Source organism: Pseudomonas sp. Gutcm_11s (genome assembly GCF_028649395.1).
In the GTDB taxonomy this organism is placed as follows: Bacteria; Pseudomonadota; Gammaproteobacteria; order Pseudomonadales; family Pseudomonadaceae; genus Aquipseudomonas.
The window spans coordinates 231,849-245,108 of sequence record NZ_JAQSUW010000011.1; the positions used below are offsets into that span (position 1 = coordinate 231,849).

General features: G+C 65.7%; 17 protein-coding genes. 6 read left to right on the forward strand and 11 right to left on the reverse strand.

Features of this window, described 5'->3' with window-relative positions; translation table 11 throughout:
- The first annotated feature begins 39 nt into the window (after positions 1 to 39).
- Positions 40 to 516 carry a DUF1289 domain-containing protein gene (locus PTT45_RS07900; protein ID WP_273812532.1) on the forward strand — a complete coding sequence of 159 codons (477 nt, stop codon included), beginning with the start codon at positions 40 to 42 and terminating at the stop codon, positions 514 to 516.
- Positions 517 to 574: 58 nt separating this feature from the next.
- Here the strand turns inward: PTT45_RS07900 and PTT45_RS07905 are convergent, their stop codons facing one another.
- On the reverse strand, positions 575 to 1,438 hold the full coding sequence (locus PTT45_RS07905) for a universal stress protein (RefSeq protein ID WP_273812534.1): 864 nt from the start codon (positions 1,436 to 1,438) through the stop codon (positions 575 to 577).
- Between the two features lie 150 nt (positions 1,439 to 1,588).
- Here PTT45_RS07905 and PTT45_RS07910 point away from each other — a divergent pair, with 150 nt between their 5' ends.
- A complete protein-coding gene (locus PTT45_RS07910; RefSeq protein WP_273812535.1) occupies positions 1,589 to 2,197 on the forward strand; it encodes a tRNA-(ms[2]io[6]A)-hydroxylase in 609 nt (202 codons plus the stop codon).
- A gap of 61 nt (positions 2,198 to 2,258) precedes the next feature.
- On the opposite strand, the gene PTT45_RS07915 is transcribed toward PTT45_RS07910, so the two are convergent.
- The 3 genes from PTT45_RS07915 to pyrC form a co-directional block, all read right to left on the reverse strand.
- A complete protein-coding gene (locus PTT45_RS07915; RefSeq protein ID WP_273812536.1) occupies positions 2,259 to 2,477 on the reverse strand; it encodes a bacterioferritin-associated ferredoxin in 219 nt (72 codons plus the stop codon).
- 155 nt (positions 2,478 to 2,632) lie between these two features.
- The gene (rnt, locus tag PTT45_RS07920) at positions 2,633 to 3,307 is read right to left on the reverse strand and encodes a ribonuclease T (RefSeq protein WP_273812537.1); all 675 of its coding nucleotides are present in this window, start codon (positions 3,305 to 3,307) and stop codon (positions 2,633 to 2,635) included.
- The gene (gene pyrC, locus PTT45_RS07925; RefSeq protein ID WP_273812538.1) at positions 3,304 to 4,350 is read right to left on the reverse strand and encodes a dihydroorotase; all 1,047 of its coding nucleotides are present in this window, start codon (positions 4,348 to 4,350) and stop codon (positions 3,304 to 3,306) included. The genes rnt and pyrC overlap by 4 nt, the downstream gene beginning before the upstream one ends.
- A gap of 172 nt (positions 4,351 to 4,522) precedes the next feature.
- On the opposite strand from pyrC, the gene PTT45_RS07930 reads away from it, so the two are divergent.
- The 4 genes from PTT45_RS07930 (at position 4,523) to PTT45_RS07945 (ending at position 8,467) form a co-directional block, all read left to right on the forward strand.
- The gene (locus PTT45_RS07930; RefSeq protein WP_443218159.1) at positions 4,523 to 5,503 is read left to right on the forward strand and encodes a flagellar protein MotY; all 981 of its coding nucleotides are present in this window, start codon (positions 4,523 to 4,525) and stop codon (positions 5,501 to 5,503) included.
- Between the two features lie 118 nt (positions 5,504 to 5,621).
- Entirely contained in the window at positions 5,622 to 6,839 is a 1,218-nt protein-coding gene (locus tag PTT45_RS07935; protein ID WP_273812539.1) for an argininosuccinate synthase, read from the forward strand.
- Between the two features lie 89 nt (positions 6,840 to 6,928).
- On the forward strand, positions 6,929 to 7,321 hold the full coding sequence (gene gloA, locus PTT45_RS07940) for a lactoylglutathione lyase (RefSeq protein WP_273812540.1): 393 nt from the start codon (positions 6,929 to 6,931) through the stop codon (positions 7,319 to 7,321).
- A gap of 69 nt (positions 7,322 to 7,390) precedes the next feature.
- Entirely contained in the window at positions 7,391 to 8,467 is a 1,077-nt protein-coding gene (locus PTT45_RS07945; RefSeq protein ID WP_273812541.1) for a GGDEF domain-containing protein, read from the forward strand.
- 41 nt (positions 8,468 to 8,508) lie between these two features.
- On the opposite strand, the gene PTT45_RS07950 is transcribed toward PTT45_RS07945, so the two are convergent.
- The 7 genes from PTT45_RS07950 to PTT45_RS07980 all read right to left on the reverse strand — a co-directional run bounded on the left by PTT45_RS07950 (position 8,509) and on the right by PTT45_RS07980 (position 13,241).
- A complete protein-coding gene (locus PTT45_RS07950) occupies positions 8,509 to 8,691 on the reverse strand; it encodes a PA3496 family putative envelope integrity protein (protein WP_273812542.1) in 183 nt (60 codons plus the stop codon).
- Between the two features lie 107 nt (positions 8,692 to 8,798).
- On the reverse strand, positions 8,799 to 9,437 hold the full coding sequence (gene nth, locus PTT45_RS07955; protein ID WP_273812543.1) for an endonuclease III: 639 nt from the start codon (positions 9,435 to 9,437) through the stop codon (positions 8,799 to 8,801).
- Positions 9,434 to 9,988: an Rnf-Nqr domain containing protein gene (locus PTT45_RS07960; protein ID WP_273812545.1), complete on the reverse strand. Its 555-nt coding sequence runs from the start codon at positions 9,986 to 9,988 to the stop codon at positions 9,434 to 9,436. The genes nth and PTT45_RS07960 overlap by 4 nt, the downstream gene beginning before the upstream one ends.
- Entirely contained in the window at positions 9,985 to 10,575 is a 591-nt protein-coding gene (locus PTT45_RS07965) for an RnfABCDGE type electron transport complex subunit G (RefSeq protein ID WP_273812546.1), read from the reverse strand. The genes PTT45_RS07960 and PTT45_RS07965 overlap by 4 nt, the downstream gene beginning before the upstream one ends.
- Complete coding sequence (locus PTT45_RS07970) at positions 10,572 to 11,576, reverse strand: RnfABCDGE type electron transport complex subunit D (RefSeq protein WP_273812548.1); 1,005 nt, start codon at positions 11,574 to 11,576, stop codon at positions 10,572 to 10,574. The genes PTT45_RS07965 and PTT45_RS07970 overlap by 4 nt, the downstream gene beginning before the upstream one ends.
- Positions 11,557 to 12,696, reverse strand: coding sequence for an RnfABCDGE type electron transport complex subunit B (locus tag PTT45_RS07975; RefSeq protein WP_443218160.1), 1,140 nt, complete (start codon positions 12,694 to 12,696; stop codon positions 11,557 to 11,559). The genes PTT45_RS07970 and PTT45_RS07975 overlap by 20 nt, the downstream gene beginning before the upstream one ends.
- Positions 12,693 to 13,241 carry an Rnf-Nqr domain containing protein gene (locus tag PTT45_RS07980; RefSeq protein WP_273812549.1) on the reverse strand — a complete coding sequence of 183 codons (549 nt, stop codon included), beginning with the start codon at positions 13,239 to 13,241 and terminating at the stop codon, positions 12,693 to 12,695. Before PTT45_RS07980 ends, PTT45_RS07975 begins: the two co-directional genes overlap by 4 nt.
- Between the last annotated feature and the right edge of the window lie 19 nt (positions 13,242 to 13,260).

Here is a 13,260-nt window from a genome sequence, read left to right on the forward strand (position 1 = left end):
GGGCCGCCTGTTTCACAGCGCCCTATTTTAGCCTTCCTTATGTCCAATCAGCGCATCAAGACTCCCTGCGTCGGTCTCTGCTCCACCGTCTATGGCGACCACGTGTGCCGCGGCTGCAAGCGCTTCCACCACGAGGTGGTGAACTGGAACGCCTACAGCGACGACGAGAAGCGCGCCGTCTGGAAACGCCTGGAGGTGCTGCTGGTGCAGGTGATGCAGGGCAAGGTGGAAGTCTTCGATCCCGCGCTCCTGCGCACGCAGCTGGAGCAGCGCCAGGTGCGTTTCGTGCCGGAGCAGTCGGAATATTGCTGGGCCTACCAGCTGATTGCCCGCGCCTCGCGCCTGATCAGCCGTCTGGACGCCTATGGCATGGCCCTGTTGCCGGAGTTTCGCGACTGGGAGCTGCCGGCCCTGCGTGAGGCCATCGACCGCGAGTTTTTCCTGCTGTCCGAGGCGCACTATGAGCGCTACATAGCGCCGCGCTTCCTGCGCGAGGGCGTGGAAAGCCGCGTCTGATGTGCGTCGAGCCATGAAAAAAGCCGCCCGAGGGCGGCTTTTTCGTTTCCGGGCTGCTTCAGCGCTGGGCGACCAGCTCCTCGAGGTGGGCGATGATGGCGTCCGGCTTGAGCACCAGTACATCGCTCTCCAAGGCGTCCAGTACCACCTCAGCGGTATTGCCGATCAGTGCGCCGGACAGGCCGGTGCGGGCCACGGTGCCGATCACCGTGACCACCGCGGCGAGCTTCTGCGCGGTGTAGGGGATCAGCACGTCGGCCGGGCCTTCTTCCACGTGCAGGCGCTCGTCGCTGACGTCGTACTCGGCCTGGAATGCCTTGCACTGCTCGCGATAGCGCGCCTCGATGGTTTCCTTGAGCTGGAAGGTCGGGTCGGCGGCGGAGAGCATGGGCGAGGGGTGGGCGCTGATCACGTGCAGGGTGCCGTTGGCCAGGCGGGCGATATCGTAGCCGTGGCTGACGATGCCGGAGTGCAGGGTGCGGTGCTCGGAGTCGCCATTGCCGACGTCGACGGCGGCGAGAATGATGCCGCCGGTCCAGGGCGTGCTGGTCTTCACCATCAGCACCGGGCTTGGGCAGTAGCGCAGCAGTTTCCAGTCCTCGGGAGTGAGCAGGGCCTTCTTCAGCGGGTTGTCCGGCACGTGCTGCTTGATCACCAGGCCGCAGCCCTCGGCTTGCTGCACGGCGATGATGGTCTGGTAAAGGCCCTCATTCCACGCCTGCTGGGTGGTGACCTGGAAACCCTCATGCAGCAGGTCCGACTGCTGATCGGCGAGGTAGGCGCTGTGGTCGCCCTTCTTGTCGCAGACCAGCAGGTGCAGATGCGACTGGGTGACGCCGGCGATCAGCTTGGCGCGTTTGAGCGCCAGCCCTTCGGATTGCTGCGGGTCCATCACTACCAGAATACTGCGTATGGCTTGCATGAGCGTTTCCCTGTGCTTGGAGTGCTTGAGTGCAGCCACTATAGAGGCGGCCGCTGGTGGCGGTCTTGACCTGCATCACGGCATCGCTGGCCCCGCACGCCTTCATCCGTATAATGGCCCGCCCAGTTACAGCCCGCCAGCATTCGCGCCGTGAATAACGCCCAAGATATCCATGACTTTCTCGCCTGCCCGACGCCCGCCGCCTGGGTCGAGGCGGCTCTGGCCGATCAGGAAACCCTGCTGATCGATCACAAGAACAACGAGTACAAGGCAGCATCCACGGCGATGGCGCTTATCGCCAAGTACAACCAGGCGCTGGACCTGGTTAACTTCATGTCGCGCTTGGCCCGCGAGGAGCTGGTGCACCACGAGCAGGTGCTGCGCATCATGCGCAAGCGGCGCATCGAGCTGCGTCCGGTATCGGCCTCGCGCTATGCCTCCGGGCTGCGCAAGCAGGTGCGTAACCACGAGCCACAGAAGCTGGTCGATACCCTGGTGGTGGGGGCTTTCATCGAGGCGCGCAGCTGCGAGCGTTTCGAGGCGCTGGTGCCGCACCTGGACGAGGAGCTGGGCAAGTTCTACGGCGGCCTGCTCAAGTCCGAGTCGCGCCATTACCAGGGCTATCTCAAGCTGGCCTATCAGTACGGTGAAGCGAGTGACGTCGAGCGCACCATCGAGCGAGTGCGTGAGACCGAGCGCGAGCTGATCGAGTCGCCAGACCAGGAGTTCCGTTTCCACAGCGGCGTGCCGCAGGCCTGAGTGTTTCTTGCGGGCATAAAAAAGCCGGACTCAAGGTCCGGCTTTTTCGTATTCGGGACTATCAGGCGGCGACGAAGCTGGCGTTGCAGGCGAGGGCGGCCTGGCTGCTCTGCACGTCACTCAGGGTCTCGCGTACCACCTGCTTGGCCAGGCAGGCGCACTTGCCGCACTGGGTGCCCACGCCGAGGCTCTCGCGCACGTCACGATAGCTGCAGCAGCCTTCGTAGATGGCTTCGCGGATTTGACCGTCGGTAACACCCTGGCAGAGGCAAACGTACATGGGCAGGCTCGAAGTGGTGTGGAGTTGCTCTTGGGCTCGGATACTAATGTTAATGAGAATGCTTGTCAAAACTTGGCGACAGTTTTTCCCGCATGCTCGGTTTCGCATTGCAATAAAAAACCCGGCCGGGGCCGGGTTCTTGGTCTGCGTGGCGCTTACCGGTCGAAGTCGTCCCAGCCGCCCATTTCCTTCCAGCGATTGACAATGCCGCAGAACAGCTCGGCGGTCTTCTCGGTGTCGTAGCGCGCGGAGTGCGCTTCCTTGCCGTCGAAGTCGATGCCAGCGGCCTGGCAGGCCTTGGCCAGCACGGTCTGGCCGTAAGCGAGACCGGCCAGGGTGGCGGTGTCGAAGCTGGAGAAGGGGTGGAACGGGTTGCGCTTGAGGTCGCAACGGGCCACGGCGGCGTTGAGGAAGCCGAGGTCGAAGCTGCTGTTGTGGCCGACCAGGATGGCGCGTTTGCAGCCATTGGCCTTGATCGACTTGCGCAGGCCTTTGAAGATTTCGGTCAGCGCATGCTCCTCGCTCACCGCCATGCGCAGCGGGTGGTCGAGCTTGATGCCGGTGAACTCCAGTGCCGCCGCCTCGATATTGGCGCCCTCGAAGGGCTCGATACGGAAGAAGTGGGTGTGATCCGGGTAGAGGAAGCCGTCCTCGTCCATGGCGATGGTGGTTGCGGCAATTTCCAGCAGGGCGTCGGTGGCGCTGTTGAAACCGCCGGTCTCCACGTCCACCACCACCGGCAGGTAGCCGCGGAAGCGCGCGGCCATCGGGTGGCGTGGGCCGGAAGGCAGGCTGCCGTCGAGTTCGTCGTCGAAGTTGTCTTCGCTCACGCTTGATCCTCCAGCAGGCGCCATTGCAGTTTCTCGCCAGCGCGCAGCGGAATCACCAGGTTGTCGCCCAGCGGCAGCTCGCTCGGGCCGGTCCACTCCTCGCGTACCAGGGTGATGCGATCGGTGTTGCGCGGCAGGCCATAGAAATCAGGGCCGTTCAGGCTGGCGAAGCCCTCCAGCTTGTCCAGCGCGTTACGCTGCTCGAAGGCCTCGGCGTACAGCTCGATGGCGGCATGCGCGGTGTAGCAGCCAGCGCAGCCGCAGGCGGCTTCCTTGGCATGCTTGGCATGCGGCGCCGAGTCGGTGCCGAGGAAGAACTTCGGGCTGCCGCTGGTGGCCGCATCCAGCAGGGCTTCCTGGTGGGTGTTGCGCTTGAGGATCGGCAGGCAATAGAAGTGCGGGCGAATGCCGCCAACCAGCATGTGGTTTCGGTTGTACAGCAGGTGATGGGCGGTGATCGTCGCGCCCACGTTGGCCGGGGCGGCGTTGACGAACTGCACGGCATCGCCAGTGGTGATGTGCTCGAACACCACTTTCAGGGTCGGGAAACGCTCGACCACGCGTACCAGGTGCTCGTCGATGAAGCGCTTCTCGCGGTCGAACACGTCGACTTCGGCGCGGGTCACTTCGCCATGCACCAGCAGCGGCAGGCCGACTTCGGCCATGGCTTGCAGGACGTGGAAGATGTTGTCGATGCTGGTCACGCCGGAATCGGAGTTGGTAGTGGCGCCTGCCGGGTACAGCTTGGCGGCATGCACGAAGCCGCTGGCCTTGGCGGCGCGCACGTCGTCTGCGCTGGTCTTGTCGGTGAGGTACAGCACCATCAGCGGTTCGAAGCGGCTGCCGGCCGGGCGGGCGGCCAGGATGCGCTCGCGGTAGGCGCTGGCTTCGTCGGCATTGCGCACCGGCGGTACCAGGTTGGGCATGATGATGGCGCGGGCGAAGGTCCGTGCGACATCGCGGACGGTGTGCTGCAGGACGGCGCCATCACGCAGGTGGATGTGCCAGTCGTCTGGGCGCAGCAGGGTGATACGGTCGGACATGGGGATTCCCGGCAGGTAAAACGTGCGCAAATGCTACCAGTTTTGCTCCGGGGCTGTTTCCGTTTCGTCCGTGATCGCGAGCGTTACGAGAGCACTCCCTTCTGGCCTATCAAGTTTCCGTCGATACTGCCGATACGGGCATTGAAAGCCGTATCTCCTACTGGAGCCGATCTTGCGCCAGCCCCGCCACCTTCTACTTAGCCTGCTCGCCTGCGTGCCCTGGTGCATGCCGGCTGCGGCCATCACTTTCCAGACGCGCATGGAGAAAGTGGAGTGGAAGGTCGAGGGAGACCAGTTCGAGTGCCGTCTGAGTCAGCCGATTGCCGACTTTGGCAGTGGCGAGTTCGTGCGCCGCGCCGGTGAGCAGGCGACTTTCCGTCTCAAGGTGCGCGAGCGCTGGCTGGGCTCGGGGTCGGCAATCCTCCTGGCGGCCGCAGCCCCCTGGCAGCCGGGGCGTGGCGACATCAACCTGGGAGCGCTGGCGGTTGGTAGCGGCCAGGTGCCGTTCAACAGCAACCAGGAGCAGGCCGGGCGCCTGCTCACTGGATTGATGGAAGGGCGCAGCCCGCTGGTTCGCCACCGCACTCTGCAGGGCGGTGACAGCCTGGAAGTGCGCCTGCTGCCGGTGAAGTTCAACCAGGCCTACAACGACTACCTCAAGTGCACGGCTGGCCTGCTGCCGGTCAACTTCGACCAGATCCGCCAGACCCAGCTCGATTTCCCCGGCGGCACCACGCTGGAGCCGCTGGCCCAGGCCAAGATCGACATCATCCTCGACTTCATGAAGGCCGACCCCAGCATCAACCGCATCCAGCTCGACGGCCATTCGGACAACGGCGGCAATCGCCTGACCAACCGCGACCAGTCGCGGCGCCGCGCCATGGCGGTGGAGGAGTACCTCAAGTCGCGTGGCATTCCGGCCGAGCAGATCGTGGTGCGCTTCCACGGCGAGCGCTACCCGCTGGTGAAGAACAGCAACGCGGCCAACCGGGCGAAGAATCGCCGGGTGACCATGACGCTGTCCCGTGAGCCGGTGGTAGAGGCGGAACCCGAGCCGCAGGCCCCGGCCAACCCCGCGCCAAGCGCGGTGCCGGCGCCCAGCCAGCCGGCTCCTGCTGCCGAAGCTCCGGCCACTCCCGCTGCGCAATCCTGAAGACCTGACGGTCAATAAATCTGTCGCTTTGTCGCTAGAGTCTGTCGCGCCCCTGTAAATCATTCCACACGGCCGGTAGAATCCCCGGTTTTCCGTACAACCCGTGGAGTTGATTGGCATGGCGGACGTTAAGAAGGTAGTTCTGGCCTATTCCGGTGGCCTGGATACCTCGGTGATCCTCAAGTGGCTGCAAGACACCTATAACTGCGAAGTGGTGACCTTCACCGCCGACCTCGGCCAGGGCGAAGAAGTCGAGCCGGCTCGCGCCAAGGCTCAGGCCATGGGCGTCAAGGAAATCTACATCGATGACCTGCGCGAAGAATTCGTTCGCGACTTCGTCTACCCGATGTTCCGCGCCAACACCATCTACGAAGGCGAGTACCTGCTGGGTACCTCCATCGCCCGCCCGCTGATCGCCAAGCGCCTGATCGAGATCGCCAACGAGACCGGCGCCGACGCCATCTCCCACGGCGCCACCGGCAAGGGCAACGATCAGGTGCGTTTCGAGCTGGGTGCCTACGCCCTCAAGCCGGGCGTGAAAGTGATCGCTCCCTGGCGTGAGTGGGACCTGCTGTCCCGCGAGAAGCTGATGGACTACGCCGAGAAGCACGCCATCCCTATCGAGCGCCACGGCAAGAAGAAGTCGCCGTACTCCATGGACGCCAACCTGCTGCACATCTCCTATGAAGGTGGCGTGCTGGAAGACACCTGGACCGAGCACGAAGAAGACATGTGGAAGTGGACCGTCTCCCCGGAGACTGCTCCCGATGTCCCGACCTACATCGAGCTGACCTTCCGCAAGGGCGACATCGTTGCCATCGACGGCAAGGACCTGACCCCGGCCCAGGTGCTGGCCGAGCTGAATCGCATCGGCGGCGCCAACGGTATCGGTCGCCTCGACATCGTCGAGAACCGCTACGTCGGCATGAAGTCCCGTGGCTGCTACGAGACCCCCGGTGGCACCATCATGCTGCGCGCCCACCGCGCCATCGAGTCGATCACCCTGGACCGCGAAGTGGCCCACCTGAAAGACGAGCTGATGCCCAAGTACGCCAGCCTGATCTACACCGGCTACTGGTGGAGCCCGGAGCGTCTGATGCTGCAGCAGATGATCGACGCCTCGCAGACCAACGTGAACGGTGTGGTACGCCTGAAGCTGTACAAGGGCAACGTCATCGTGGTTGGCCGCAAGTCCGACGACTCGCTGTTCGACGCCAACATCGCGACCTTCGAGGAAGACGGCGGCGCCTACAACCAGGCCGACGCGGCGGGCTTCATCAAGCTCAACGCCCTGCGCATGCGCATCGCCGCCGGCAAGGGCCGCAAGCTGTTCTGATAAGCTAGCGCCGAGCCAGACGAACCCCGGCCACGAGCCGGGGTTCTGTTTTTATAAGCCCGCAAAAGGGCACCGATGAGGAAACCCCGATGAGACTGCTGCATACCATGCTGCGCGTCGGCGACATGGATAAATCCATCGCCTTCTACACCGAAGTGCTGGGCATGACCCTGCTGCGTCGCAAGGAATACCCGGACGGTCAGTTCACCCTTGCCTTCGTCGGCTACGGCAACGAGGCCGAGAACAGCGTGATCGAGCTGACCTACAACTGGGGCGTCGACAAGTACGAGCTGGGTACCGCCTACGGTCACATCGCCCTGGAAGTGGAAGACGTCTACAAGGCCTGCGAGGACATCCGCTCCCGTGGCGGCAAGATCACCCGCGAGCCGGGCCCGATGAAGCACGGCACCAGCATCCTGGCCTTCGTCGAGGATCCGGACGGCTACAAGATCGAGCTGCTGTCGCCGTCGCGAAAGGATTGACAGCCGTTGTGCTTTGTAGGTGAATGCTTACAGGGCTAATGGCCATTTGCCTGGCCATCGAGGTGTCCCATGACGGCTGATCCGCAGGCGCTGCGTCTGATTCGGGTGGTTCAGGAGCTGTCGATGGCGAAGGATGTGGACCGTGTTGCGGAGATTGTCCGCAGCGCGGCCCGCGAGCTGACCGGTGCCGATGGCGCCACCTTCGTTCTGCGCGACGGGCAGCAATGTTTCTATCGCGACGAGGACGCCATTTCGCCCTTGTGGAAGGGGCAGCGCTTTCCTTTGAGCGCCTGCATCAGCGGCTGGGCCATGCTCAATCGCCGTTCCACCGTGATTCCCGATATCTACGCGGACTCGCGCATTCCCCACGCGGCCTACCGGCCGACCTTCGTCAAGAGCCTGGTCATGGTGCCCATCCGCACCCTGGAGCCGATCGGCGCGATTGGCACCTACTGGGCCACCCCGCACGAGGCCAGTGAGCAGCAGGTCATGTTGCTGCAGGCACTGGCCGACTCCACGTCCATTGCCATGGAGAATGTGCAGGTCTATGCCGAGCTGGAGCGCCGGGTGGCGGATCGCACCCTGCAGCTGGTCGAGGTCAATCAGCGCCTGCAGGCCGAAATGCGCGAGCGTGAGCGTATGGCCGCGGAGGTGCGCCAGCTGTCGCTGACCGACGAACTCACCGGCCTGAGCAATCGGCGTGGCTTCCTGCTGCTGGCCGAGCGCGAACTGGAGTCGGCACGGCGGCGCGGTGGGCGCTGCCTGCTGCTGTACGCCGACCTGGATTACCTGAAACAGGCCAATGACCGCTTCGGCCATGCTGCCGGCGACGCCATGCTGATCGATGCCGCACAGCTGCTGCGCTCATTGTTCCGCAGCACCGATGTGGTAGCGCGCCTGGGCGGTGACGAGTTCGTCGTGCTGGCCAGCGACTACACCAGCAGTGAAGAGGTACTGCTGCGCCTGCATCGGGCGCTGGATACCTTCCGCCGCACCACCGGCCGGCCGCTGTCGCTGAGTGTCGGCCTCGCCGAGTCGGGGCTGCGTGGCGGTAGCGGCCTGGATACCCTGCTGCAACAGGCAGACAGCGCCATGTATGCCAACAAGTGCACGCGGCACGAGCGCCAACAGGTAGTCAATCAGTAACGAAAAAGCCCCGCGATGCGGGGCTTTCTTCTATCCGGCCTTCAGAAGTCGTAGTCGTAGTCGTTCAACTGCTTCTGCAGGCGGCGCTCGGCGAGCATGTTGTCGATGATGCGGCGCTTGGTCAGGTTGGTCTTGGCGACCTCTACCGTGCGCTCGCCGGCGTCGTCGCTGTCTTCGGCGGCGAAGTCGTCTTCGACTTCGAGTTCTTCTTTGTCAGTGCTCATGGGCCAACTCCAGAGTTCGGAGGCTGATGGCGCACCTTATAGCGACAAAGTCCGGGGCTGGTAAAAAAGATTTTTTCAATCAGGTCCATGCCTGATTCATTGGCCAATCAATCGTCGGAAGTCTTGGCCTTGTACTCGCACAGGTCCTCGATGCGGCAGGCGCCGCAGCGCGGCTTGCGCGCCTGGCAGACGTAGCGGCCGTGCAGGATCAGCCAGTGGTGCGCGTCCAGGAGGAATTCCTTGGGCACGAACTTGACCAGCTTCTTCTCCACTTCCAGCACGTTCTTACCCGGGGCGATGCCGGTGCGGTTGCTGACGCGGAAGATATGCGTGTCCACCGCCATGGCCGGCTGGCGGAAGGCGGTGTTGAGCACCACGTTGGCGGTCTTGCGGCCGACGCCCGGCAGCGCTTCCAAGTCTTCACGGTTGTCCGGCACCTGGCTGCCATGTTTCTCGACGAGGATGCGGCAGGTCTCGATGACGTTCTTGGCCTTGCTGTTGTACAGGCCGATGGTCTTGATGTACTCGCTCAGACCCTCGACGCCCAGCGCATGGATGGCCTCCGGGGTGTTGGCCACCGGGTACAGCTTGGCCGTGGCCTTGTTCACGCCCACGTCGGTGGCCTGGGCGGAGAGGATCACCGCGATCAGCAGCTCGAAGGGCGTGGTGTAGGCCAGTTCGGTCTTGGGTTCGGGGTTGTCTTCGTGCAGGCGGCGGAAGATCTCAAAGCGCTTGGCGGCGTTCATCGGGCGTCGTCTTGGTTGAAGTGGCGGAGCAGGGCGAGCAACAGGCCGAGCAGGATAAAGGCGCCGGCGGCGTGCGTCAGCAGCGACATGCCGCTCGACCAGTGCCAGCCGCTGGCGGCGGACCCCAGTAGCCAGTTGGCATGGGCGAACAGGCTGCCATTGCCGAGCAGCTCGCGCAGGCCGCCGAGCAGCGTGGCGAGCAGCGCGAAGTTCAGTCCGGGCCTGAGGCCGGCCAGTGCCGTGTGCTGGTCGTCTAGGGCGAGCGCCAGGCAGGGCAGGATCAGCAGCGGCAGGAACAGCTCCAGGGCGCCGGCCAGCTCGGCGCTGAGCAACTGCAGCGCAAGCGCCGCGGCACTGGCGAGGATGCCGCCAATCAGCAGAGCGGCCAGCACCAGGCCATTGCCTTGCAGCCGCGCGCGCAGAGGGGGCAGCAGCAGGCCACAGAACAGCAGAACCAGCAGGCCGCACAGGCCGATGCCGAAAGCCTTGATCAGCAGATCGGTGCAGCCCAGTAAAGGCGCGAGGGTGAGCAGCTGCACAGAGCGCTTCATGGCTGCGCCTCCAGTAGTCGCTCGCGGTTGGCATCGAAGAAGCGCAGGGCGCGCTGCAGGGCATCGGTGACTGCGCGCGAGGTGACGGTAGCGCCGGCGATCTGGTCGACCTGGCCGCCATCTGCGCGTAGCGTCCATTTTGCCTCCAGCGTCTTGTCGGCGAAACCGCCCAGCCAGTGGGCCCGCTCCGGCGCCAGCAGATCGGCCAGGCCCGGCGTCTCCTGCTGTTGCAGCACCTTGCTGGCGAGCAGGTGGCCATCCGCGCTGATCGCCACCAGCAGGCGGATCGGTCCCTCGTAGCCGCGGGCGCTGACCGGCAGCAGCACGGCGCTGGGTCGGCCGTTCAGGCTGGCCAGGTAGCCCGGTTCGGCGTTGGTATTGCCCAGCAGGCCGCCGGCGGGCAGCGCGATGGGGCTGCGTAGCGGGCGATTGTCGTAGCTGCCGGCGGGCAGCAGGTCGAGCAGGGTGCGTTCGGCGGCGGCCTCGCGCCGTTGCTCGATGCGCGGCGCGGCGAAATGCTGGAAGACGACGAGCAGGCCGGCGCCGAGCAGGGCGATCAGCAGCAGGAGCGGGGCGGCGCGCTTCATCGCGGTGCTCCCAGGCGATCCAGGCGGGTGACGCAGAGGTTCATCAGCAGCACGGCAAAGGCTAGGCCGTCCGGGTAGCCGCCCCAGGTGCGGATGACATAGGTCAGCAGGCCGACGCCGATACCGAAGTACAGGCGCCCGCGCGGACTATCCGGGCCGCTGACCGGCTCGGTGATGATGAAGAAGGCGCCGAGCATGGTGGCACCGCTGAACAGGTGCAGCAGCGGCGAGCCGTTGGAGTCGGAGCCCGAGCCGCTCCAGCACAGCAGGCTGGCGACGAACAGGGCGCCGAGCATGCCGACCGGCGCCTGCCAGCGGATCACCTTCTGCTGCAGGAGGAACAGGCCGCCGGCGAGGAAGGTCAGGTTGACCCATTCCACGCCACGCCCGCCGACACCGCCGAAGGCCGGGTGGCTGGCGAATAGCTCGTCGACGGTCAGGCGGTCGTTGTGGCGCAAGCTGTCCAGCACCGTGGCCTGGCTCCAGCCATCCGGCAGGCCGGGGCCGAAGCCAAAGATCTGCTGCAGCCCGGCGAGCAGGTCGTGGCCGCCGCCAGGTGCCGGCCAATGCACCATCTGCGCCGGGAAGGCGACCAGGGCAAAGGCGTAGCCGAGCATGGCCGGGTTGAACGGGTTGCTGCCGAAACCGCCGAACAACGATTTGCCGAACAGGCTGGCGAAGGCGGCGCTGGCCACTGTTAGCCACCAAGGCGCGTAGCCGGGCAGGGCCAGGGCTAGCAGCAGGGCGCTGACCAGGCCGCTGCCTTCGGCCAGCAGCGGCTGCTCGAACAGGCTGTGCTGCTGCGGCGTGAGTGGCTGGCCGCGCAGGCGGCGGGTCAGCAGCTCGCAGGCGCAGCAGGTGGCGATGGCTAGCAGCAACTGGATCAGCAGGCCCCAGCCGTTGAACCAGAGCAGGGCCAGGGCGCCGGGCAGGCAGGCGAGCAGCACCCGCTGCATGCTCGGGCGTGGGTCGAAGGCGATCTCAGGGCTGCTGGTAGTCATGCAGCTGTCGCTCGGCATGCGCCAGGCGCTGGCGGGCCTGCTGCAGGGTGTCGGTATCCACCGCAGCGGCATTGGCGGCCAGGCGTCGCTCCAGGCGCAGCAGCTCGGCGCGGGCATAGGCATGCTCGGTCTTCAGCTCGCGCAGCTGCGGGTCGACCTGGTGCTTGTCGGTGCGTACCAGATCGGGCAGCGGCTTGCCGCTGGCTTCTTCGGCGGCATGCAGGGCCTGGGCGGCGGCCTCCAGATTGGCGCGCAACGCCTGTAGTGTGCTGTCGTCGGCGCCTTGGCGCGTGGCCTTGTCCAGCTCGGCGCGGCGCAGGGCGAACTGGATCTTGGCCTGCTTGAGCGCGGCGATGCCGGGCGTGGCAGCGGCTGGCGCCGGCGGCGTGGCTGCTTCCAGCGCGCGCTGGGCCTGCTCGGCGGCCTGGCGCAATTCGTCCACCTGGCGCTGCAGTTCAGGGTTGCCGCGCTGGGCCAGCTGCTTCTCGGCCTTGCTCAGCACCACCTTGGCCATGGCCGCCTCGATCTTCAGGCGCTTGTAGCTGTCGTCGTTGCTCGCGGCCGGTTGCGCTGTCGGCGTGGCCGCACTCACCGCAGGCGCACGGGCGGCGCGCTCGGCCTTGCGCCTGGCTTCGTCACGCGCCAGGCGGGCGAGATGCGCCTCATGACGGCTGCGGAACTGGTCGGCGCGCTCGCGCTGCTGATCGGCCTCTCTGCCTGCCAGCGGCAGGATGTCGATGCAGTCGACCGGGCAGGGCGCCACACACAGCTCGCAGCCGGTGCATTCTGCGGTGATCACCGTGTGCATCAGCTTGGCCGCGCCGACGATGGCGTCCACCGGGCAGGCCTGGATGCATTTGGTGCAGCCGATGCACTCGGCCTCGCGGATCAGCGCGATCTGCGGCGGTACGGCGGGCAGCTCCAGCGGCAGCTCCGGCACTTCCAGCAGGCGCGCCAGGGCGTGGATGGTGGCGGTGCCGCCCGGCGGACACTTGTTGATCGCCTCACCATTAGCGATGCCCGCGGCGTAGGGCTTGCAGCCAGGATGGCCGCACTTGCCGCACTGGGTCTGCGGCAGCAGGGCGTCGATGGCCTCAATGCGTCGCAGCGCGCTGCTCATGCTGCCCCCATGCCGCTGAAGCCGAGGAAGGCCAGGCTCATCAGGCCGGCGGCGATCAGCAGGATCGGCGTGCCGCGGAAGGCTGCGGGTACATCGCACTGCTCGATGCGTTCGAGCAGGTCGCTCATCAGTTGCAGTACCAGCCAGAAGCCCAGGCCACCGCCGATGCCGAGGGCCAGCGCAGTGGAGAAGTTCTCCAGCGTGCGCGCCAGCAACATGGCGCCGAGGCCATTGCCGAGCAGCAGGGCCCACAAGCCGTCCAGGGGCAGGGCGGGACGCAGACGTGCCAGCAGAGCCAGACTGAGCCAGCTCAGGGCTGCCAGCAGCGGCAGGCTGACGAGCAGGGAGAGATAAGTCAGGTCGACAGCCTGCAGAGCCTGTTGCAGCAACCAGGCGCTGGGCGCAGCGAGCAGGATCAGTAATGCGCCGGCCGGCCCCAGCGCCTGTACGCGGGCGCTACGCAGGGCGTCGGCGGCCAGCGGCAGGCCGAGGATCAGGTTGCTGACCAGCGCGGCGCCGATCAGGGCGAAGAGGAAGTCGCTCATGCGTATCTGCTCCAGGCCC

Excerpts from the sequence above, each read along its gene's own strand:
- nth (WP_273812543.1), bottom strand. The coding sequence starts at position 9,437 with ATGAACGCCGCCAAGCGCTTTGAGATCTTCCGCCGCCTGCACGAAGAC.
- PTT45_RS07915 (WP_273812536.1), bottom strand. The coding sequence starts at position 2,477 with ATGTACGTTTGCCTCTGCCAGGGTGTTACCGACGGTCAAATCCGCGAA.
- PTT45_RS07950 (WP_273812542.1), bottom strand. The coding sequence starts at position 8,691 with ATGAGCACTGACAAAGAAGAACTCGAAGTCGAAGACGACTTCGCCGCC.
- PTT45_RS07900 (WP_273812532.1), top strand. The coding sequence starts at position 40 with ATGTCCAATCAGCGCATCAAGACTCCCTGCGTCGGTCTCTGCTCCACC.
- PTT45_RS07965 (WP_273812546.1), bottom strand. The coding sequence starts at position 10,575 with ATGAAGCGCGCCGCCCCGCTCCTGCTGCTGATCGCCCTGCTCGGCGCC.
- pyrC (WP_273812538.1), bottom strand. The coding sequence starts at position 4,350 with ATGTCCGACCGTATCACCCTGCTGCGCCCAGACGACTGGCACATCCAC.
- PTT45_RS07905 (WP_273812534.1), bottom strand. The coding sequence starts at position 1,438 with ATGCAAGCCATACGCAGTATTCTGGTAGTGATGGACCCGCAGCAATCC.
- PTT45_RS07975 (WP_443218160.1), bottom strand. The coding sequence starts at position 12,696 with ATGAGCAGCGCGCTGCGACGCATTGAGGCCATCGACGCCCTGCTGCCG.
- PTT45_RS07945 (WP_273812541.1), top strand. The coding sequence starts at position 7,391 with ATGACGGCTGATCCGCAGGCGCTGCGTCTGATTCGGGTGGTTCAGGAG.
- PTT45_RS07980 (WP_273812549.1), bottom strand. The coding sequence starts at position 13,241 with ATGAGCGACTTCCTCTTCGCCCTGATCGGCGCCGCGCTGGTCAGCAAC.
- gloA (WP_273812540.1), top strand. The coding sequence starts at position 6,929 with ATGAGACTGCTGCATACCATGCTGCGCGTCGGCGACATGGATAAATCC.
- PTT45_RS07970 (WP_273812548.1), bottom strand. The coding sequence starts at position 11,576 with ATGACTACCAGCAGCCCTGAGATCGCCTTCGACCCACGCCCGAGCATG.
- PTT45_RS07935 (WP_273812539.1), top strand. The coding sequence starts at position 5,622 with ATGGCGGACGTTAAGAAGGTAGTTCTGGCCTATTCCGGTGGCCTGGAT.
- PTT45_RS07960 (WP_273812545.1), bottom strand. The coding sequence starts at position 9,988 with ATGAAGCGCTCTGTGCAGCTGCTCACCCTCGCGCCTTTACTGGGCTGC.